The organism is Rhodoferax sp. U2-2l, assembly GCF_020594515.1.
In the GTDB taxonomy this organism is placed as follows: domain Bacteria; phylum Pseudomonadota; class Gammaproteobacteria; order Burkholderiales; family Burkholderiaceae_C; genus Rhodoferax.
The window spans coordinates 1-19,061 of record NZ_JAJCTH010000018.1 but is presented as its reverse complement, the minus strand read 5'-3'; the positions used below and the strand labels follow the sequence as shown (position 1 = coordinate 19,061).

Sequence of the window (19,061 nt, the reverse complement as noted above, 5' to 3'; positions counted from 1 at the left end):
TGGGTCAGCGGGACGTGGCAATGGCTGCTGAACTGCGCTCGGTGGTCCGTCTGCTTTACGCCGAAAATCTGATGTTTTGCAGCTTCCCACACCCATCCGCAGGAGCCCGATGCGTTTACTGATCCTTGAAGACGATGCCCAGCTGGCCGATGCGCTGGGCACCGGGCTGCGCCAACTCGGCCATGTGGTGGACTGCTTCTGTGATGGCGCGCGTGCCGATGCGGCGCTGGGCGCGGCCAGTTATGACGCGCTGGTGCTGGACCTGGGCCTGCCGGGTGCCGACGGCATGGTCTGGCTCAAACGCTGGCGCCAGCGCGGTGTGGCTTTGCCGGTGCTGATCTTGACCGCCCGCGATGGTCTGGAGCAACGCATCGCCGGGCTCGATGCCGGGGCCGATGACTACCTGATCAAACCCATGCGCATCGAAGAACTGGCGGCACGCCTGCGCGCGCTGCTGCGCCGTGCCACCGGGCGCAGCCAGTCGGAGTGGGTCCACGGCGGCTTGCGTTATGACCCGTCCACCCGGCAAGTGCACTGGCAAGACCAGCCGGTGGAGCTGACCGCGCGCGAGACGGGTTTGCTGGAGATTTTGCTCAAACACCCACAGCGGGTGCTGTCCAAAACCCAGTTGCAGGAGCAGATGTACGACTGGAGCGGGGTTGAGCCCGAAAGCAATGCGCTCGAAGTCCACATCCACCACCTGCGCCGCAAAATTCACCCCACCGTGGTGCGCACCATCCGCGGGCTGGGGTATGCGTTAGGCCCCGCAGTGGAGGCCGCATGAGTCTGCAGCGCCGCCTGTTGATTTATTTGCTGATCTGTGCGCCTTTGGTGTGGGCGGCGGCGGCCTGGGTGTCATCCAGCCGGGCGCGCACCGAAGTCAACGAGTTGTTTGACACCGAAATGATCCGCCTGACCCTGCAAGTGCAGGCCACGCTGCTGGGGCTGGACCGGGCCAAAGGCGCACCGGCTTCACCCGTGGTGAGCCAGGAGGCCGACCTGGAAGACCTGGCCATCGCCGTCTGGGACCATCAGGGCAAGGTGCTGCTGACCGACCGCGAAGGCACGCAGCTGCCGCTGCTGGCCGATGCGGTGGGTTTTGTCGAGCTGACGTTGCAGCAGCAGCCCTGGCGGGTGTATTACCTGCAGTCGCCCAACCGGGAATGGCTGGTGGCTGCCGGGCAAAAGGTGAATGAGCGCGACGAGCTGGTGTGGGGTCTGGTGGAGAGCCAGCTGCTGCCCTGGTTGCTGACCCTGCCGGTGTTGCTGCTGGCGATGGCCTGGGCGGTGCGCCAGGCGCTCAACCCCATGCGCGCCTTGACCGATGAGCTGCAACAACGCAGCGCCGATGACCTGCAGCCCATGCCGTCAACACAGGCACCGGCAGAGATCCAGCCGCTGTTGCAGGCGATGAATGGCCTGTTTGGTCGTATCGATGCCACCCTGGCCCGCGAGCGCCGTTTTACCGCCGATGCCGCGCACGAGCTGCGCACACCGCTGGCCGTTCTGAGCGCGCAGTGGGAGGTGTTGCAGCGCGCCGCCAATGAGCCAGAGCGTGAGCAGGCAGCCCAAAAACTGACGGCAGGCATGGCGCGCATGACGCGTCTGGTGGACCAGTTGTTGCGGCTGTCCCGGCTGGAGGCCACCGAGGTGTTGGTCCATGCCGAGCCGCTGGACTGGCAGGCGCTGGCCGAGCAGGCCATGAGCGACAGCCTGGCGCTGGCCGAGCGGCGTCAGATTGAACTGGCCTGCGACTGGCCAGCGCCACCACAGAGCCCGCCCGACTGGCGTGGCGACGCACAGTTGCTGGCGGTGTTGCTGCGCAATTTGCTGGACAACGCGGTGCGTTACGCGCCCGAAGGCAGCACGGTCACGCTGCGCCTGACACCGACCAGCCTGTCGGTGGAGAACGCGGGCCTGCCGCTGCCAGCTGAGCAGCTACAGCGCCTGGGGGAGCGTTTTTACCGCCCGGACGGTCAGGCGGAGCCCGGCAGCGGCCTGGGCGTGTCGATTGCCCAGCGCATCGCCGCGTTGCATGGCTGGGTCTTGCGCTACCACCCGCGCGCTGATGGCAGCGGGGTGGTGGCCGAGCTCACAGCGCTTTGACTTTGGCCAGCAACTGGCGCACTTCTTCGCGTCGGCCGGTATCGGCCACCTCACGGCCGGGCCGTGGCGGCGCGGCCAAGGCGCGCTCCAGATAGGGGGTGGCCTCGGCGCCGCGGCCCACCTCGACCAGGTAGTCGGCGTAGAAATAGTTGGGGTCAATGCCCGTGGGGTTCAGGCTCAACGCTTTTTTGAGCAGTTCTTCGGCCCGGGCCTTGTCACCAAAACCCAGCGGCCAGCCCGGCACCTTGTAATACAGCACGGCCAGGCTGCCGTAGGCCGAGCCGTCCAGCGCATCACCGCGCAGGGCAATGGCCTGCTCGTACATCACCTTGGCCTGTTTCGCCAGGCTCAGCGCGCCCAGGCCACCTTTTTCATTGGCCAGGGAACTCACGATGATGCCCTCCCACACCAGCGGTTCGCTGCGCCCGGCAAAGGTCTGGCTGACGCTGTGGGCCTTGGCGCTCAAAGCTTCAAAGCGCTTCAGGCGGGCTGACTCCGGGGTTTGGTAGCGGATCACTTCCCAGTCGCGCTGCAGGTCGGCAATGGCATCGTCCAGCGGTGCGGCGTGTGAAGAGAAAGGCAGCACGCAGGCAGCGGCCAAAACGAAGGTAGAAAACAGTTTCATGGTTGATGTCCTTGCAGGGATGGGGTGGTGGTGTCGGGGGTGGCAAGTTTTGCCAGGGCCTGGCGGTGTTGGGTGAAGCTGCTGTCAAGCAGCGGCCCCAAGGCGCCATTCAGGCGCACGGCCAGGCGCTCGGGCCAGCCGATGAACTGCTCGGGCGCCTCGCTTTTGATCAGGTGCACGAGCGCGTCAGCCACGGTCTGTGGCGAATCGACCGAGGTGCCGGTGTCCCGGTTGTAACGGTCTGCAGCAGCACTGTTGAAACCCGTGCGGGTGCTGCGCGGCGCCAGGGTCTGAATGCACACGCTGCTGCCCGCCAACTCACGCCGCAAGGCTTCGGCGAAGCCATGTAACCCGGCCTTGCTGGCGCCATACACGCTGAAACCTGGCAGCCCGATGCGCCCGAGCGCCGAGCCGACAAACACCACCTGGGCCTTGGCCAGGCTCTGCAAATGCGGAAACAGGGCCTGGGTCAGCAGCATCGGGGTGATCAGGTTGGCCTGGATCACGTGGGTGATGGCGGCGGCTGGCAGGCTGGGCAAAGCGCCAAAACCTGGCAGCCCCGCGGCGTGGACCAGCACATTGGCCCGCCACTCTGCGCCGGCGCTGGCCACCCTGGCTAGGTCTGGCGCCTGGGTCAGGTCAGCCTGCAGCCACACCACATGGGCACTCACGGGCACTTGCGGGTGGCGGCTGACCCCCAGCACCTGGGCGCCTGCCTGCAGCAGCGCCTGCTGCATCGCCTGGCCAATGCCACCGCTGGCGCCGGTCAGCAACACGCGGGCCTGGTCGAGCTTCATGCCGCCTCCAGCTGTTTGGGGGTGGCCGGGCTGACCACGGGCAGCGGCAGGCTGCGAAACACATCGCCATAGAGCCGGTAAAAGGCGCGTGCGGCATGCACGATGTCGGCCTGGTCCTTGGGGTCGGTGATCTGGTTCATCAGCGACGCCAAGTGCTGCGTGTGCTCCTGGTCCAGCGTGCCGTGCGAGCGCAGGTAGCTGAAGGCGGCATCGGGCAGGCCCAGCGGTTTCTGGATGGCATCGGCCGCCAGCAACGCCAGCGATACGCTGGTGCCTTCCAGCACCAGCACCATGCCAAAGAACCCCAGCGGGTTCTTGCGGGCGATGGTGTCGTAGGCATAAGCCACCATCAACTCGGTGGCATGGCCGGGCTGGCTGGCGCGTACGTCCTCGGCATCGCCGCCGCAGGCACGGATGTCGTCCAGGATCCACTCCTCGTGGCCGAGTTCTTCTTCAATGTACTCCTTCAGTTCATCAAACAGCCACTGGTGCTGTGCTGGCAGCGCGGCCTGGGTGGCCTTTAACAGCGGCACGGTGTGGCGCACATGGTGGTAAGCCTCGCGCAAAAAAGCCAGGTAGCTGGGCAGGCTGACCTGCCCGCGCAGCACGCCTTCAATGATGGGCGTGCTCAGCAGGCTCCGGCGGGCGTCAAAGGTGTGTTCGATCAGGTATTGGTAGAAGCTCATGATGCGGTGGTGACAGGTGGCGTGGAAAGTAGGTCGGCGTGCATCGTCCAGATGGCCGGGCGTTGGGCGCGGCCATTGGCAGTGGCCAGGCCGGTGTCTTGGCGAAAAGCGGCGCGGGCGCGCGTCCAGCGACCGACCCGGGCGTAATCCGGTAGCTGATGGTTGCTGCGGTCAACGGCGGCTTGCAAGGTGGCGTCGCTGGCATCCGGGGCCAACGGCCAGAGCACCGCCGACAGGCTGGGCTCGCTATCACCAAACACCACCGCTTGCAGGATGGCGGGCTGGCTGCACAGGCTGGTCTCCACCCATTCGGGCGACACGTTGCGCCCGAATGAGGTGATCAGCACATGTTTTTTGCGGCCCTGCACAAATACAAAACCGTCGGCATCGATCGAGCCCAGATCGCCGGTGGGCCACCAGACGGGTGGTGGCGTGTTGTCACCCAGGTAACCACCGAACAGGCTGCCGCTGACTTCAAGCTCACCATCGGCCGCGCAGCGCACCTGGGCATGGCCCAATGGGCGACCCACGCTGCCCGGCTTGCTGGCACCAGGCAAATTCAGCGCTTGCACCGAAGCGCCTTCAGACAAGCCATAACCCTCATAGGCGGGTAGGCCCAGCGCGTGCGCGGCCTGCAGCAGTGCTGGCCCGACGGCAGCACCGCCCACGGCCACAAAGCGTAAACACGCCGGCGCGCGCTGGCGGGTGTGCTGCAGGTAGCCGCACCAGGCCCGCAGCATCTGCGGCAGCAGGATCAGGCTTTGCGCCTGAGACGCTGACACCGCCCGATGAAAGATCGACGCGTCAAACTGCGACGAACCCTGCAGCCCGAGCGATTGCATGCCCCGGGTGATCAGCGTGGTGCCTAGCTGGCGTGGCGCCATCAGACCCGCAATGTTCTCCAGCAGCACCGAAAACGGCAACGCATTGAGGTGGCGCTCAATGCCCAAGGGCGCCAAGGCGCTGACGATCCCGCGGGCAACGTTGTTCATCGCCTCGCGGCTCAGGCAAACGCCTTTGGGCGTGCCGGTGGTGCCGGAGGTGAAGGTGATCTTGGCGGTGCCGGGTGGCAAGTGGCATGGCTTGCCAGGCAAACGGGCGCTTAGCAGGTCACGCCCAGCGATGTGGGTCGCTTGCCAGGTCAAACCCGGCCAGGCTTGGGCCCAGGCAGCTTCGGTGACCAGCGTGTCGGCGCCAGTTGCCGCCAGCGCGTGCTGCATTTGTGCGGCGGTAAAGAACGGCGGCAGCGGCACGTGGACACGTCCTGTGGCCAGCAAGGCTTCGTCCAGTGCAACATAAGCCGCCGAGTTGTCCAGCACGCTCGCCAACACTTGGGTGGCGCTGCCTTGCAGCCAGGCCTGCGCCTCGTCTACCGCCTGTTGCAGCGCGGCTGCTGACCAGTGCCGTTGGCCGTCTTCCAGGGCCGCGCTCATGCCAGAACACCCCGGCGGCTCAGGGCTTGGAGCGCCAGGTCCAGCTGGCCGGCCAGCACCACCGGGTGGTGGTCGTAGTAGCTGCCCCAGCCGCTGGCTGCCTCACCCAGCAACTCGGGGTCCGCCACGCCCAGCGCCAGCGGTGCCAGGCCCAGGCGCAAAAACAGGTGGCGCAATTCCTCGGTCAGGGTGCAGACCACCCAGTGAAAGCCCTGCGCCGCCAGGATCGGTGCCAGTTGCAAAATCAGGCTTTTGCCGCTGCCCGCCTGGTTGGAGGCCAGGTGACCCACTTCAACAATTTGCGCGCGCCGGGGCACGGCATAACCCAGTTTGGCCAGGCGCGTTTGCACCGGTGCGTCCAGATAACGCTCCAGAAACAGCGGCTCCTGGCTGGCCGCCCGCAAACCTGCCGCCGAGACGATGTTGCCTTGCGCGTCATGCAGGCTCACCAGCGTGGGGGAAAACTGCTGCACATCGGCGCCGTAGCGCTCGCGGTAGACGCCGTGGATGAATTGCTCAACCTGCGCGCGCGCCGGGCTGCCCGGCACATGCGTGCAAATCCTGGAGGGGGTGGCCGTTGCTGCCGCGTTGCAGGGCGGGAAAACGTGAAGTGAAGCCATGGCTGACATCGCAGTCCTTGTGGTTGGTTCGAGACAAGCCACGATGTTGTCCAGGCGAGATTAAGGCGGTATTAAGCGAGCACTTTTTTTCTGACCAGCTGCCATGTTTGGTGGTTGAGCAGGGCCGCTGACCAGCACATCACGCCGGTCCACAAGGTGTGGCTGGGGTAATGGGCACCGCGCAGGGTTTGGGCGCCCCCCAGCAGCAAACCCGCTAGAAGCACCGCCGCCAGGCCCAGCCACCCGGCGCGGCGATGACCCGCGTCGTTTGTCGCCAGCAAGCTTAGCGGCACGGCCAGAAATGCCAGCGCAGCGGACGCATGCCCACCCGGAAAACACTGGCCTGCACCCCCATCAGGCACCCCCCAGGCCCAGTGGGAGCGGTACTGGGCTGCACCGCCAAACTGTTGCAGATCCCAGGGGCAACTGGTCAGACTGACATGTTTGGCGGTGCTGATCAGCACCAAAGCCAGCAGCACACCCAGCAGCATCTCCAGGCGTTGGCGGCGCGGCAAGCGCCTGAAGACCCCGAGCGGGCGCCACACCATCAGCGCCAGCGCAGCCAAAACCACCCAGGCCAGCACGCGCGCCCACTGGTGCAGCACCGTCTCCAGCCACCAGTTGTGTTGCAGGGCAAAACCTTGCGCGGTGCCCCACTGGGTCATCACCCACACATCCAGCCCAGCGGTGTCCCACAGCAAGGTCAGCGCCAAGCCCGCCAGCGTGATGGGCCAAAGAGCGGGTGCCAGTTGGCTTGGTTCAGTGGGGTGGGTCGGGTGGGGGCGGGCAAAGAGGGGCATGCCCGGTATTGCAAACCCAATTTGTTAAGCCACGCTTAAAGCCGTGGCGCAGCCGACCAAGTCACAGGTTTTCTTAATCTGACCTTAATCAAGCTTTTCAAGAATGCGTGCTTCCATTCATCCAACCCGCATTCATGACACAAACTTTGATACGTCGAAACGCGTGGCACCCCACAACCCTGTTGCTGGCCTTGGCGGTGTGGCTGGCCACGCTGGGCAACGTGCCGCTGTGGCGCGCCATTTGGCGCCTGCCCGAAACCCAGGGCCCTCATGCGCTGATGACGCTGATGACCTTGGCAGCGGCGGTGCTGGCCTTCACGCTGGTTTTTTTGTGTTTGCTGGTCTGGCCGCGCTGGCTTAAACCCGTGGCGCTGGTACTGCTGGCGCTGGCTGCCACCAGCAGCTACTTCATGCAAAGCTACGGGGTGGTGATTGACGCCAGCATGATCGCCAATGTGGTCCAGACCAACCCCCAGGAGGCGTTGGACCTGCTGTCCTGGTCCATGCTGGGCACACTGGGGCTGGGTCTGGTGCTGCCGGGCCTGTGGCTGTGGCGCCAGCAGCTGCGCCCGGTGGGCGCGGGGCGCTTGGCTTGGCAGCAGTTGGGCACCCTGGCGCTGGCGCTGCTGCTGGCGGTGGTGCTGTTATGGGCGTCGTTTCAGGACCTGGCCTCGCTGATGCGCAACCACAAGTCGCTGCGTTACATGATCAACCCCTTCAACACCGTGTACGCCCTGGGTCGCCACGGCCTCGGGCAAGCCGCGCAGGCGCAACAGGTGCTGCAGCCTGTGGGCGAAGATGCCCATCTGGCGGTGCCTGCCAGCAACCCGGCGTCGGCGCCGCTGATTCTGCTGGTGGTGGGTGAAACCGCCCGTGCGGTCAATTTTGGCTTGAACGGTTACGCGCGTGACACCACGCCCGAGTTACGCCAGTTGCAGCAAGACGGCGATCTGGTGTATTTCAGCCAGGTCAGCTCATGCGGCACCAACACTCAGACCTCGGTGCCGTGCATGTTTTCGCATCTGGGGCGCAAGGACTTTGTGGGAAACGATGCGCGCTATGAAAATGTGCTCGATGTGATCCAGCGCGCCGGTCTGGCAGTGCTGTGGCTGGACAACCAGGCTGGCTGCAAAGGGGTGTGTGACCGTGTGCCGCATGCCGACACCCAGGCCCTCAAGAGCCCGGCGCTGTGCCAGGGCGGCGACTGTCTGGATGAGTCCCTGCTGCAAATTCTGCCCGAGCAGTTGGCCCGGCTGGACCCGGCAAAAACCGCGCGTGGCACGGTGGTGGTGATGCACCAGATGGGCAGCCATGGCCCGGCGTACTCCAAGCGCTCCGCCTCGGCGCGCAAGGCGTTCACCCCGGAATGCACCAGCCATGCCCTGCAGGACTGCCTGCCCGAACAAATCACCAACGCCTACGACAACTCCTTGCGCGAGACCGATCACTTTTTGGCGCAGACCATCCACTGGCTGCAGGCGCAGGCCAAAGAGCGGCCAACCGCTTTGATGTATGTGTCTGACCACGGCGAATCGCTCGGTGAAAAAGGCCTGTACCTGCACGGTATGCCTTACGCCCTGGCGCCGCAAGAGCAGACGCATGTGCCGATGCTGATGTGGTTTTCCAAGGGCATGCAGCAATCGCTGGACCTGAGCGTGGACTGCGCCCAGGCTCAGGCGGGCAAACCGTGGTCACACGACAACCTGTTTCACACCCTGCTGGGCTTATCGGGCGTGCAGACCCGGGTCGCCCAGGCCAGCCGGGACATACTTTCCACGTGCGAGCGAAAGTTGTTGTGAATCCTGTTTGACCCGTCACCGGGTGGCTGGCGCCGTGCAGCTTGCGCCTTGGGCCTGATTTGTTGCGTGTGTCAGTCAGTTGCAGGCGCGCCAGAGATGCCCAATTCGGCGCACAGCTTGTTCACCATGGCACGCAGGTCGGCCACTTCTGATTCAAGGCGGGTGATCCGTTCCATCGCGCCACCGTCCAGAGCGCGCGCGCCAGACCCCTGCGCCAGCGCCGCTTCGTCCACCGGCCCGCATAACAAATGCGCCCAGCGTTGCTCCCGCGCGCCGGGGGCTTTGGCCAGTTTCACCGCCAGTGGGCCGCCTTTGTCGGGGGAGCGGTCTTGCAACTCTTCCAAAAAACCTTCTACCGAGGAGATGTCGGCAAACTTGTACCAGCGCTCGGTGTTCAGCCGCAGCTCGGCAGCGGTTTGCGGGCCGCGCAGCATCAGCATGCCCAGCAACACAGCCGATTGTTCGGGCACGCCCACGCCACGCTGGAAGTTGTGCTCAAAACGGGTCACGCGGCTGCCGCTGTTTTCGCGCACCAGGTGGCGCTCTTTCAGGCTGCTGAGCGCGTCAGCCACCTCGGCCTCGGTCAGGTTCATGATCGGGTCGCGGGTGGTTTTCTGGTTGCAGCCCAGCATCAAGGTATTGAGCGACAGCGGGTAACTGTCGGGCACGGTGCGGGCTTTTTCCATCAGCGTGCCCAGCACGCGCGCCTCGATGGGGGTGAGAAGGAGGGTGGGCGCGGGCGCTGGGGCCGGTGCGCTGCCAAAGGGAGGAGGGGTCAAAGTCATAATTCAGTCAAGTATGAAAAACATCGTTATTTTGATCTCAGGCGGCGGCTCCAACATGGGGGCCATTGTCAAAGCCGCCCAACGTGAGAACTGGGCCGCCAAGTATCAGGCCCGGGTGGCGGTGGTGATCAGCAACAAGGCGGATGCCAAAGGGCTGGCGCTGGCCGCGCAGCACGGCATTGCCACCGAGTCACTCGACCACAAAACCTTTGCCAGCCGTGACGCGTTTGACGCGGCGCTGATGCAGCGCATTGACCGTTATGCCACGCCCGGTAACCCGCCGCTAGTGCTGCTGGCGGGCTTCATGCGCATCCTCACGCCCGGTTTTGTCAACCACTACGCCGGGCGGCTGGTCAACATCCACCCCTCGCTCTTGCCCGCCTTTCCCGGCTTGCACACCCACCAGCGCGCCATCGACGCGGGCTGCCAGGTGGCCGGGGCCACCGTGCACCTGGTCACCCCCGAGCTGGACCACGGCCCGATCCTGGCGCAGGCGGTGGTGCCGGTGCTGCCCGGCGACACGGCTGAAGCACTGGCTGCGCGGGTGCTCACGCAGGAGCACCTGATCTACCCGCGGGCGGTAGAGAATTTGTTGCAAAAAAAGTAGCTTTCTGTTGCTGACCTGAATGGGACAAGGCCGGTTTTTTTGTTTTTGATGCCTTCGATAGCTTGGACCAGGTTAAGGCGCCATGGGTGCTGGTTTTTCGGTTTTCAAGTGTGTCGACACGGTCTGGTGAAGAATGACATATGTCGGTAAATATTACATATGTAAACTGAAGCAGTCGTGCTTTGTGCAGTTTAGCCGCGTTTCTAAACATTAACCCCTTGATTTAATTGATAAATTTTGATCAAGCCTGCTTGTTTCTTTGGTGGGCATAAAAATTGCTTTTTAACACTAACTCGGGTGCTTGCTTGGCAAACAAGTGGTAGGTTGGATTTGGTTGGTTTTCTTGTGGTGAGTTCATGTTTGCCCTTCAAGCGACGTCATCCTTTGTAACCAGGGTTAGTTTTTCATCAAGGAAGAAAAAAATGAAACTTCGTGTTTTGGCGCTCGCGGCTATCGCGGCAACCTCCATCAGCGCCCAGGCTGGCCTGACGACCTCCAGCACCTGGGAAACCATTTCCCCCGGTACCGGCTTGAGTGGCGTGCTGTTCAATGTCCAGACGGCAGGTGGTGTGACGGTAGCAATGGGCGCCCATGCCTACAAAAATGGGGTTTCTCTGGCCAACAATGGCGTCGACACTTTCTACGCAAACTCTGGAACCTACGCACCAGACGGAAAGAACTATGCCAACTGGAGTTTTGATTTCGCTTGGGATTTTGGGACAAATTGCGCGGGTTGTACGGTTTCTTTGTTTGCTGATACCGACCCAACCTCTGGCGTCAATCTGACCAGCCTGTTTTCAACAGCCTTGATTCCGTCTACGTTCGCGGAGTCGTGGAATATGGAGATGGGTTTTATACCCTACAACTTCAACCCCTTCGCACCAAGCAGCACTGCATTCAAGCTGGTTGTCAACGATGCCAATCGTGGTGAAATCGTTAGCAGCAACATCACTGTCAATGTTCCGGAGCCTGGTTCCTTGGCCCTGCTGGGCTTGGGCCTCGCTGGGTTGGCAGCCGCACGTCGCCGCAAGTCGGCCTGATTTTTTTGGCGTGTCGTCGCGGCACCTTCGGGTGCCGTTTTTACGTCTGCTCAGGGCACCCGGCCAACCATTGAACTGTCAATTTTTCCGACAGCCCAATCGTTTTTTTACCGAAATGTGCTTTCAGCCGTTATGAGGCAAAGGTGTATAGCTATCAATATCGAAATATTTCACTCGTGCCGCAGCGCCTCGATCGGGTCCAGCCGTGCTGCCCGGCGCGCCGGAAAGTAGCCAAACACCACGCCAATGGCCGCCGAGAACACGAACGACATCACGTTCACCCCCAGGTTGAAGACGAAGGGCACGTCCATCAGATGGGCCAGGCCGATCGACGCGCCCGTGGCCAGCACGATGCCGATCAGCCCGCCGATGGCCGATAGCACCACGGCTTCTATCAAAAACTGTAGCAGAACCTCGCCTTCGAGCGCGCCAATGGCCAGGCGCAGGCCGATCTCGCGGGTGCGCTCGGTCACGCTCACCAGCATGATGTTCATGATGCCGATGCCGCCCACCAGCAGGCTTACCGCCGCCACCGCGCCCAGCAGCATGGTCATGACCTTGGTGGTGCTGGCAAAGGTTTCGCCAAGTTGTTTGGTGTCGAGCACGTTGAAGTTGTCGTCTTCGCCCTCGGCCAGTTTGCGGCGTTCGCGCAGCAGGTCGGTCAGTGCCGCTTTGACCCGCACCGGGTCGGCGCCGTCCTGCATCGACACCAGCAGGGTGTTGACACGGGTGTGGCCGGTGATGCGCCGCTGCAGTGTGTGCAGCGGCATCAGCACCACGTCGTCCTGGTCGTTGCCAAAGGCGCCTTGGCCCTTGGAGTCGAGCACGCCAATCACTTCACAGGTGATCTGTTTGACGCGGATCATCGCGCCCAGCGCGCTGTTGCCTGAAAACAGTTCGCGCTGCACCGTGGTGCCCACCAGGCAGACCGAGGCGCCGCCGCGCTGCTCTTCGTCGGTGAACTCGCGCCCACCCAGCAGCTTCCAGTTGCCGGTGACGAGCCAGTCGTTGGTGCTGCCAATCACGCTGCTGTTCCAGTTGCGGCTGTCGGCCACGATGGTGGCAAAGGTGCGCGCCTCAGGCGCCACCGCCAGCAGGCCGCTGACCTGGCTGAGGATGGCGGTGGCATCGGGTTCACGAAATGAGGGCGCACCCCCACCGCCGCCGGGCGCGCCCATGCGCTGGCCAGGGCGGATTTGCAGCAGGTTGGTGCCCAGCCCGGCGATCTGATTCTGCACCGACAAGGTGGCGCCGTTGCCGACCGTCACCATGGTGATCACCGCGCTGACGCCGATGACGATGCCCAAAATGGTCAAAAACGAGCGCATCAGGTTGCGCCGGATCGAGCGCAGGGCCAACAGCAGGGTGTTGAGCCACATCAGGCGGCCTCTTGGCGGTTGGCATCGGGCACGCTGACGGCACTGGGCCGATCCAGGCCCGCCGGATGCAGGTTGCGTTCGTCATGGGCGACGACGCCGTCGACAAAACGCACGATGCGTTTGGCATACGCCGCCATGTCGGCCTCATGGGTGACCATCAGCACGGTGATGCCGTGGTCTACATTGAGTTTCCACAGCAGGTCCATGATCTCGTGGCTGCGTTGGGTGTCGAGGTTGCCGGTGGGCTCGTCGGCCAGCAGCACCGCGGGTTCGGTGACGATGGCGCGGGCAATCGCCACGCGCTGTTGCTGGCCACCTGACAGTTCAGCCGGGGTGTGGTGCTCCCAACCGCCCAGGCCCACCGAGGCCAGCGCTTTTTGGGCCGCGGCGTGGCGCTGTTTGGCAGGCTCGCCGCGGTAGAGCAACGGCAGTTCGACGTTTTCTTGCGCGCTGGTGCGCGCCAGCAGGTTGAAGCCCTGGAACACAAAACCCAGGTAGCTGCGGCGCAGCAGCGCACGCTGGTCGCGGCTGAGTTTTTCAACATGCACGCCGTTGAAGATGTACTCGCCGGTGGTTGGCGTGTCCAGGCAGCCCAGGGTGTTCATGGCGGTGGATTTGCCCGAGCCACTCGGCCCCATGATGGCGACAAAGTCACCCGCCTCAATGGTCAGGTCCACCCCTTTAAGCGCCAGCAGGGCGGTGGCGCCCTCGCCATACAGCTTGGTCACGCCCTTGAGTTGGATCAACGGTGTCTGGCTCATGGCTTGGCAGCCGTGGCGTTGGTGCGCTGTTCGGTGATGACGGGCATGCCCTCCTTCAGGTCGCCTTCCAGAATCTCGGTCATGCGGCCATCGCTGATGCCCGGGGTGACGCTCACCTCCACCGGCGCGCCGTCGCGCAGCACCCAGACCCGCTTGGCCACGCCGCCGCTGGCGGTTTTGCGCGGGCGCGGCATGCTGGGCATCATCTTGCTCATGAAGCCGCCGTTGGCCTTGGGGGCGTCATTGGCTGCCGCGGGCGGCGCAAAGCGCAATGCCGTGTTGGGCACCAGCAACACGTCTTTGCGCTCCACCGCGGTGATGGTGCTGGTGGCAGTCATGCCGGGGCGCAGGCTCAAATCGTCATTGGCCACGTCCATTTGTGTCACGTAGGTGACCACGTTGTCGGTGATGGTGGAGCCATACGACACGGTGGTGATGGTGGCCGGAAAACGCCGCGTGGGGAACGCGCTGACGGTGAAACTGGCCTTTTGCCCGACCTTGACGCGGCCCACATCGGCCTCGTCCACATTCACTTTGAGCTGTAACTTGCTCAGGTCTTCGGCAATGGTGAACAGGGTGACCGCCTGCAACGAGGCGGCCACGGCGTTGCCAGGGTCCACGCTGCGGGTCAGCACCACGCCGTCAATCGGTGAGCGAATCGACGCCTTGGACAGATTGGTCTCATCCGTTGACAAGGTGGCGCGGGCCGAAGCCAGGTTGGCGCGGGCGCTGGCCTCGGCGGCAACGGCCCGGTCCAGCGTGGCGCGGGCGCTGTCGAGTTCGGACGCTGACGGTACTTTGCCACCCGACAGGCGCGACACCTCTTCCAGCCGCGCCAGGCTGGCCTGGGTTTCCTTGACGGTGGCGGTGGTTTGGGCCAGCTGCGCCTGCGCTGAAGCGACAGCCGCGCGTGAGCGTGTCACCTGGTCGTTGAGTTTGGCGGTATCCAGCGCCACCAGCACCTGGCCTTTTTTGACCTGGCTGTTCACATCCACCAGCACGGCGCGCACCGTGCCCGAGAGCTCGCTGCCAATGTTGACCGAGCGGGTGGGCTGCAGTGTGCCGTTGGCCGAGACGTTCAGGGTGAGGTTGCCAATGCTGGCGGGCTCGGTCACATAGCTGGGTGCGGCGGCGCGCTGCTGGCTTTGCTGCCAGGCGTAGTAGGCACCGCCTGCCACAAAAACAAGGCCCACTGCGGCCCACAACATGCGCCTGCGCCACCATGGCACGTGGGCAGGTGCGCGCAACAGCGCTTGCAAGGCGCTGGCGTCCGGAGTGGCGCTGGGAGAGGTTTTTGCGTTGTCAGCCATGGTGTGGGGTGGTCAGGAAATTCGGATAGGGAGGGGTGTCGCGGTCATTGCCAGGCGCCACCAACGGCTTTGACCAGGCGCACGTAGTCGCTGCTCAGGGCGGCCTGCACACCGGCCAGGCTGTCTTGTGCGCTGAGCAGGGTGCGCTGGGTTTGCAGCACGGTCTGGAAGTCAATCAGACCGCTGGCATAGCGGTTTTGTGCCAGCAGGGCGGCGTTTTCAGCGGCGGTGGCGGCTTGTTGCAGGTAGGTGAGCCGGTCCTGGTCGTGGCGCCAGGCCAGCAGGGCGTCTTCCACCTCTTTGAGGGCTGTCAACAGCGCGCTTTCGAAATTGGCGCGGGCTTGCACCACACCGGCTTCTTGCACCTTGACGTTGGCGTTGATGGCGCCACCGTCCAGCAGCGGCACCGCCATGCTGGCCAGCACCTGGGTGGCCACCGAGGCGCCACTGCTCAGGCCCGCCAATGTCAACGCGGTCAGGCCGACCGAGCCACCCAGTCTGAATTTGGGCCAGCGCGCGGCATCCGCGGCGTCCACACTGGCCAGCGCGGCGGTGATGCGCGCCTCGGCGGCGCGCAGGTCGGCACGCTGGCGCAGCCGGTCGGCGTCGATCACATCGGCGACCCGCGGCGGGGCTTGCGGCACCGGCTGCGCGGCTTGCAGCAGGGTGTCGAGTTCGGTCGGGGATTTGCCGGTCAGCACCGCCAGGCTGTGGCGGGCCTGTCCCAGGCTGCTGCGCAGGGCGGGGATTTGGGCCGAGGTCTGCGCGGTGGCGGTCAGCGCCTGCTCCACTTCCAGAGAGGTCAGCAACCCGGCCTGGGCACGCCATTGGGTGAGCTGCAGGGTTTCCTGCTGGCTGATCAGGTTGCGCTGGGCAATGTCGAGCTGGGCTTGCAGGCCGCGCAGTTGCACATAGGCCAGCGCCAGCTCAGCGGTCAGGCTCAATTGCACGTCGCGCAAGTTGGTCAGCGCCACCACAATGCCGGCGTCGCGGTTGGCCAGCGCGCTGCGGTTGGCACCAAAAATGTCCAGCTCCCAGCTGGCGTCCAGCCCGGTGCGGGCGGTCACACTGGAGGTGTCCTCGGCCTCGTTGCGCTGCAGCGAGCCCGAGAAGCTGAGTTGTGGCCGCGTTGAGGCCAGCTCCACCTCGCGCAGGGCGCGGGCTTGTTGCACGGCGCCGCGAGCCGACGCGATGGTGGGGTTGGCCAGCAGCGCCTGGTCGATCAGGGTTTGCAGCAGCGGGTCGTTGAAAGTGCGCCACCAGGTGGGCAGGGCGGGTGCCATGGCGTTGCTGGCGTTGACCTCGTCTGCCGTTGGGGTGCTGTCAGCGCTGGGTTGGAGCAAAGGCGACTGCAAGCTGCCGCAGCCTGACAAAGCCACCAGCAGCGCCCCGATCACCACCGCTTGGCGGCGCCACCGTGCGGGCAGTTGGCTGGCGTTGTCGGGCAGGGGGTGAGTGACTGGCATGTGTGTTCTGGCGTGGGTCATGACATAGAAGCAGCTGCCATTGTCTGGCAACACCGTGTCGGGCCATGCGCGCAAGGGTAAACCTGCGTAAAGTTGCCTTGGGTTGCCTTAGCCATAGTTTTTTTCCGGTGGAATCTGGCATGGGACAATGGGCCACTATGCATCCAAAAGCCCTGCTTGACGCCTGTTCCGAACTGGTGCGTCTCACCCTCAAATTAGACCATCCCGCTGACGCCATCGTCTCGCGGTTTTTCCGTGATAACCGTGGCCTGGGCCCGCGCGAGCGCGCCACACTGGCCGAGACGGTTTACACCGTGCTGCGCAAGAAGAACCTGTTTGACCACTTTGCCCCGTCGGGCAGCGGCCCCAAAGAGCGCCGTCTGGCCATTTTGGGCTTTTATGGCCCCGGTGATTTTTTGCGCAGCGCCCTGAGCGAGCAAGAGATCAACTGGCTGGACCAGTGCGAAAAAATCAAGCCGCAAGACCTGATGGAGCGGCACCGCCACAACCTGCCCGAGTGGCTGGTGCAGCCGCTCAAAGACCAGCTGGGCGACGGTTTCTGGCCGCTGGTGGAGAGCTTCAACAAAGGCGCCGGGCTGGACTTGCGCGTCAACACCTTCAAGGCCAAGCGCGACGATGTGCAAAAGGCGCTGGCCGCGTCTGGCATCAAGGCGGTGGCCACACCGTATTCGCCCTGGGGCCTGCGCATTGCCGGCAAACCGGCGCTGAACAAACACGAAGCCTTTGTGCGCGGTGATTTTGAGGTACAGGACGAAGGCTCGCAGCTCTTGTCCATGTTGCTGGACGCCAAACGCGGCGAGATGGTGGTCGATTTTTGCGCCGGTGCCGGTGGCAAGACCCTGGCCATTGGTGCGGCCATGCGCAGCACCGGGCGCCTGTACGCGTTTGACACCTCGGCCGGGCGGCTGGATGCCTTCAAGTCGCGCCTGGCGCGCAGTGGCCTCTCCAATGTGCACCCGGCAGCCATTGCGCATGAGCGCGACGACCGCGTCAAGCGCCTGTCCGGCAAGATCGACCGGGTGCTGGTCGACGCACCTTGCACCGGCCTGGGCACGCTGCGGCGCAACCCCGATCTGAAGTGGCGCCAGGACGTGAAAGCCGTCGAAGAGATGGCGGTCAAACAAGCCGCCATTCTGCAAAGTGCGGCGCGCCTGGTGAAATCCGGCGGCCGGCTGGTGTATGCCACCTGCAGCGTGCTGCCACAAGAAAACGAAGCCATTGCGCAGGCGTTTTCGCAAGCCAACCCGGATTTCGAGCCCATGGAAACGGGTGAGGTGCTGGCTGGCCTCAAGGTGGCGCAGGCTGCCGAGTTGTGCAGCGGTGGCGACACCGGTCAACGTTATTTGCGGCTGTGGCCGCATCAACACCAGACAGATGGCTTTTTTGCCGCCGTCTGGCAGCGCAAATAGCTCGGGCTATCACGCGGGGGGCACTGTTGAAGCGCCGGTAAGACGGATTGTTGCTAAAGAGAGAGGCACGAATGACATCGTTGTTGGACTGGGCCAGTCACGGCCTGTGGCATCTGAGCGCTTGGCAAATCGTGCTGTTCACGCTGGTGGTGACGCACATCACCATGATCAGCGTCACCATCTTTTTGCATCGGCACCAGGCGCACCGCGCGCTGGATCTGCACCCGATCGCCTCACACTTTTTCCGCTTCTGGTTGTGGCTGACCACCGGGCAGGTGACCAAAGAGTGGGCGGCCATCCACCGCAAACACCACGCCAAGTGTGAACAGCCCGAAGACCCGCACAGCCCGCATGTCTACGGCATCAAGACCGTGCTGCTGCAGGGCTACGAGCTGTACCGCAAAGAAGCGCTTAACACAGAAACCTTGGCGCGTTATGGCCACGGCACCCCCAATGACTGGCTGGAGCGCAAGCTCTACAGCCGCTTTTCCACGGCGGGCGTGGTGCTGATGCTGTTGATCGACTTGGCACTGTTTGGCGCTGCAGGCCTGGCCGTATGGGCAGTACAGATGATGTGGACGCCGGTGATGGCGGCCGGCATCATCAACGGCGCGGCGCATTACTGGGGTTACCGCAACTTTGAAGCCCCTGACGCCAGCACCAACATCTCGCCCTGGGGCGTGTTGATTGCCGGGGAAGAGCTGCACAACAACCACCACACCTACCCGACCTCGGCCAAGCTGTCGGTGAAACGTTATGAGTTCGACATTGGCTGGATGTACATCAGCCTGCTGCAGCGGCTGAAGCTGGCCACCGTGAAGAAAACGCCGCCGCGGCTGGCACTGGGCGCCGTTCGCGCGGTGGCGGACGAACAGACGCTGGAGGCGCTGATCCAGAACCGCTTCGAGCTCATGGCGGGTTATGCCAAGGGCATGCGCCGTGCTTTTAACGACGAAGTGGCCGCACTCAAGGCGCGCCAGGCCGATGTGTCCATGCTGCGTGCCGCCAGACATTGGCTGCACCGCGATGCCGAGAAAATTCCCGCTGAAGTGGCGGGGCAACTGGCTGCAGCGCGTGCGGCTTCACCGGTGCTCGACAAGATGGTGGTGATGCGCGAAGAGCTGCGTCAGATGTGGCTGAACCGATCCCACACCCGTGAACAACTGGCGGCTGATTTGCAAGGCTGGTGCCAGCGCGCCGAGGCCAGCGGCATTGCCGCGCTGCAGGAGTTCTCACTGCGCCTACGCTCCGTCAGGGCGCCAGCCAGCTTGTGAACTTTTTGCGGCGTTAGTGACCCGTCCTGAATTGCGTTGACACTCAGAACGGTTGAAAAGTGCCGGGGTTAACCGGCGATAGACGCCCGATGCACCACATCGGGCGTTTGCATTTTCAGCGATAAATGCGGTCGTTCCGTGTT

At 63.9% G+C, this 19,061-nt stretch carries 18 protein-coding genes; 7 read left to right on the top strand and 11 right to left on the bottom strand.

What is annotated here, in order from left to right; genetic code table 11:
• The first annotated feature begins 109 nt into the window (after positions 1-109).
• Positions 110-784 carry a response regulator gene (locus LHU53_RS16015; protein WP_227333751.1) on the top strand — a complete coding sequence of 225 codons (675 nt, stop codon included), beginning with the start codon at positions 110-112 and terminating at the stop codon, positions 782-784.
• Positions 781-2,106, top strand: a complete 1,326-nt coding sequence (locus LHU53_RS16010) for an ATP-binding protein (RefSeq protein ID WP_227333749.1) — start codon at positions 781-783, stop codon at positions 2,104-2,106. Before LHU53_RS16015 ends, LHU53_RS16010 begins: the two co-directional genes overlap by 4 nt.
• Here LHU53_RS16010 and LHU53_RS16005 read toward each other — a convergent pair.
• From LHU53_RS16005 to LHU53_RS15980, 6 genes are all read right to left on the bottom strand, one after another.
• Positions 2,093-2,731 carry a hypothetical protein gene (locus tag LHU53_RS16005; protein WP_227333747.1) on the bottom strand — a complete coding sequence of 213 codons (639 nt, stop codon included), beginning with the start codon at positions 2,729-2,731 and terminating at the stop codon, positions 2,093-2,095. The two genes, LHU53_RS16010 and LHU53_RS16005, sit on opposite strands and share 14 nt — an antisense overlap.
• A complete protein-coding gene (locus LHU53_RS16000; RefSeq protein ID WP_227333745.1) occupies positions 2,728-3,528 on the bottom strand; it encodes an SDR family oxidoreductase in 801 nt (266 codons plus the stop codon). Before LHU53_RS16000 ends, LHU53_RS16005 begins: the two co-directional genes overlap by 4 nt.
• Positions 3,525-4,214 (bottom strand): TenA family transcriptional regulator, encoded by a 690-nt coding sequence (locus LHU53_RS15995; protein ID WP_227333743.1) that lies wholly within the window; start codon positions 4,212-4,214, stop codon positions 3,525-3,527. The genes LHU53_RS16000 and LHU53_RS15995 overlap by 4 nt, the downstream gene beginning before the upstream one ends.
• A complete protein-coding gene (locus tag LHU53_RS15990; protein ID WP_227333742.1) occupies positions 4,211-5,647 on the bottom strand; it encodes an AMP-binding protein in 1,437 nt (478 codons plus the stop codon). The genes LHU53_RS15995 and LHU53_RS15990 overlap by 4 nt, the downstream gene beginning before the upstream one ends.
• Positions 5,644-6,267, bottom strand: a complete 624-nt coding sequence (locus LHU53_RS15985) for a thermostable hemolysin (protein ID WP_227333741.1) — start codon at positions 6,265-6,267, stop codon at positions 5,644-5,646. The genes LHU53_RS15990 and LHU53_RS15985 overlap by 4 nt, the downstream gene beginning before the upstream one ends.
• A gap of 71 nt (positions 6,268-6,338) precedes the next feature.
• Positions 6,339-7,067, bottom strand: a complete 729-nt coding sequence (locus tag LHU53_RS15980) for a phosphatase PAP2 family protein (protein WP_227333739.1) — start codon at positions 7,065-7,067, stop codon at positions 6,339-6,341.
• A 134-nt stretch (positions 7,068-7,201) separates the two neighbouring features.
• Between LHU53_RS15980 and LHU53_RS15975 the strand changes: the two genes are divergently transcribed.
• Positions 7,202-8,866: a phosphoethanolamine transferase gene (locus LHU53_RS15975; protein ID WP_227333737.1), complete on the top strand. Its 1,665-nt coding sequence runs from the start codon at positions 7,202-7,204 to the stop codon at positions 8,864-8,866.
• A 71-nt stretch (positions 8,867-8,937) separates the two neighbouring features.
• Here the strand turns inward: LHU53_RS15975 and LHU53_RS15970 are convergent, their stop codons facing one another.
• On the bottom strand, positions 8,938-9,651 hold the full coding sequence (locus LHU53_RS15970; RefSeq protein ID WP_370632334.1) for a YceH family protein: 714 nt from the start codon (positions 9,649-9,651) through the stop codon (positions 8,938-8,940).
• Between the two features lie 13 nt (positions 9,652-9,664).
• Between LHU53_RS15970 and purN the strand changes: the two genes are divergently transcribed.
• Entirely contained in the window at positions 9,665-10,258 is a 594-nt protein-coding gene (purN, locus tag LHU53_RS15965; RefSeq protein ID WP_227333735.1) for a phosphoribosylglycinamide formyltransferase, read from the top strand.
• A gap of 422 nt (positions 10,259-10,680) precedes the next feature.
• Entirely contained in the window at positions 10,681-11,298 is a 618-nt protein-coding gene (locus LHU53_RS15960) for a PEP-CTERM sorting domain-containing protein (protein ID WP_227333733.1), read from the top strand.
• Between the two features lie 170 nt (positions 11,299-11,468).
• Here LHU53_RS15960 and LHU53_RS15955 read toward each other — a convergent pair whose 3' ends face one another.
• From LHU53_RS15955 to LHU53_RS15940, 4 genes are read right to left on the bottom strand one after another with little or no spacing between them, the layout of a single operon-like run.
• Complete coding sequence (locus LHU53_RS15955; protein WP_227333732.1) at positions 11,469-12,677, bottom strand: ABC transporter permease; 1,209 nt, start codon at positions 12,675-12,677, stop codon at positions 11,469-11,471.
• On the bottom strand, positions 12,677-13,438 hold the full coding sequence (locus LHU53_RS15950) for an ABC transporter ATP-binding protein (protein WP_227333730.1): 762 nt from the start codon (positions 13,436-13,438) through the stop codon (positions 12,677-12,679). The genes LHU53_RS15955 and LHU53_RS15950 overlap by 1 nt, the downstream gene beginning before the upstream one ends.
• Entirely contained in the window at positions 13,435-14,748 is a 1,314-nt protein-coding gene (locus LHU53_RS15945; protein ID WP_227333728.1) for an efflux RND transporter periplasmic adaptor subunit, read from the bottom strand. The genes LHU53_RS15950 and LHU53_RS15945 overlap by 4 nt, the downstream gene beginning before the upstream one ends.
• A gap of 44 nt (positions 14,749-14,792) precedes the next feature.
• Positions 14,793-16,214, bottom strand: coding sequence for an efflux transporter outer membrane subunit (locus LHU53_RS15940; RefSeq protein ID WP_227333726.1), 1,422 nt, complete (start codon positions 16,212-16,214; stop codon positions 14,793-14,795).
• A gap of 158 nt (positions 16,215-16,372) precedes the next feature.
• Between LHU53_RS15940 and LHU53_RS15935 the strand changes: the two genes are divergently transcribed.
• Positions 16,373-17,644: an RsmB/NOP family class I SAM-dependent RNA methyltransferase gene (locus LHU53_RS15935; RefSeq protein WP_227333724.1), complete on the top strand. Its 1,272-nt coding sequence runs from the start codon at positions 16,373-16,375 to the stop codon at positions 17,642-17,644.
• A gap of 71 nt (positions 17,645-17,715) precedes the next feature.
• Positions 17,716-18,918 carry a fatty acid desaturase gene (locus LHU53_RS15930; protein ID WP_227333722.1) on the top strand — a complete coding sequence of 401 codons (1,203 nt, stop codon included), beginning with the start codon at positions 17,716-17,718 and terminating at the stop codon, positions 18,916-18,918.
• Positions 18,919-19,061 lie beyond the last annotated feature (143 nt).

Excerpts from the sequence above, each read along its gene's own strand:
- LHU53_RS16015 (WP_227333751.1), top strand. The coding sequence starts at position 110 with ATGCGTTTACTGATCCTTGAAGACGATGCCCAGCTGGCCGATGCGCTG.
- LHU53_RS16010 (WP_227333749.1), top strand. The coding sequence starts at position 781 with ATGAGTCTGCAGCGCCGCCTGTTGATTTATTTGCTGATCTGTGCGCCT.
- LHU53_RS16005 (WP_227333747.1), bottom strand. The coding sequence starts at position 2,731 with ATGAAACTGTTTTCTACCTTCGTTTTGGCCGCTGCCTGCGTGCTGCCT.
- LHU53_RS16000 (WP_227333745.1), bottom strand. The coding sequence starts at position 3,528 with ATGAAGCTCGACCAGGCCCGCGTGTTGCTGACCGGCGCCAGCGGTGGC.
- LHU53_RS15995 (WP_227333743.1), bottom strand. The coding sequence starts at position 4,214 with ATGAGCTTCTACCAATACCTGATCGAACACACCTTTGACGCCCGCCGG.
- LHU53_RS15990 (WP_227333742.1), bottom strand. The coding sequence starts at position 5,647 with ATGAGCGCGGCCCTGGAAGACGGCCAACGGCACTGGTCAGCAGCCGCG.
- LHU53_RS15985 (WP_227333741.1), bottom strand. The coding sequence starts at position 6,267 with ATGGCTTCACTTCACGTTTTCCCGCCCTGCAACGCGGCAGCAACGGCC.
- LHU53_RS15980 (WP_227333739.1), bottom strand. The coding sequence starts at position 7,067 with ATGCCCCTCTTTGCCCGCCCCCACCCGACCCACCCCACTGAACCAAGC.
- LHU53_RS15975 (WP_227333737.1), top strand. The coding sequence starts at position 7,202 with ATGACACAAACTTTGATACGTCGAAACGCGTGGCACCCCACAACCCTG.
- LHU53_RS15970 (WP_370632334.1), bottom strand. The coding sequence starts at position 9,651 with ATGACTTTGACCCCTCCTCCCTTTGGCAGCGCACCGGCCCCAGCGCCC.
- purN (WP_227333735.1), top strand. The coding sequence starts at position 9,665 with ATGAAAAACATCGTTATTTTGATCTCAGGCGGCGGCTCCAACATGGGG.
- LHU53_RS15960 (WP_227333733.1), top strand. The coding sequence starts at position 10,681 with ATGAAACTTCGTGTTTTGGCGCTCGCGGCTATCGCGGCAACCTCCATC.
- LHU53_RS15955 (WP_227333732.1), bottom strand. The coding sequence starts at position 12,677 with ATGTGGCTCAACACCCTGCTGTTGGCCCTGCGCTCGATCCGGCGCAAC.
- LHU53_RS15950 (WP_227333730.1), bottom strand. The coding sequence starts at position 13,438 with ATGAGCCAGACACCGTTGATCCAACTCAAGGGCGTGACCAAGCTGTAT.
- LHU53_RS15945 (WP_227333728.1), bottom strand. The coding sequence starts at position 14,748 with ATGGCTGACAACGCAAAAACCTCTCCCAGCGCCACTCCGGACGCCAGC.
- LHU53_RS15940 (WP_227333726.1), bottom strand. The coding sequence starts at position 16,214 with ATGCCAGTCACTCACCCCCTGCCCGACAACGCCAGCCAACTGCCCGCA.
- LHU53_RS15935 (WP_227333724.1), top strand. The coding sequence starts at position 16,373 with ATGCATCCAAAAGCCCTGCTTGACGCCTGTTCCGAACTGGTGCGTCTC.
- LHU53_RS15930 (WP_227333722.1), top strand. The coding sequence starts at position 17,716 with ATGACATCGTTGTTGGACTGGGCCAGTCACGGCCTGTGGCATCTGAGC.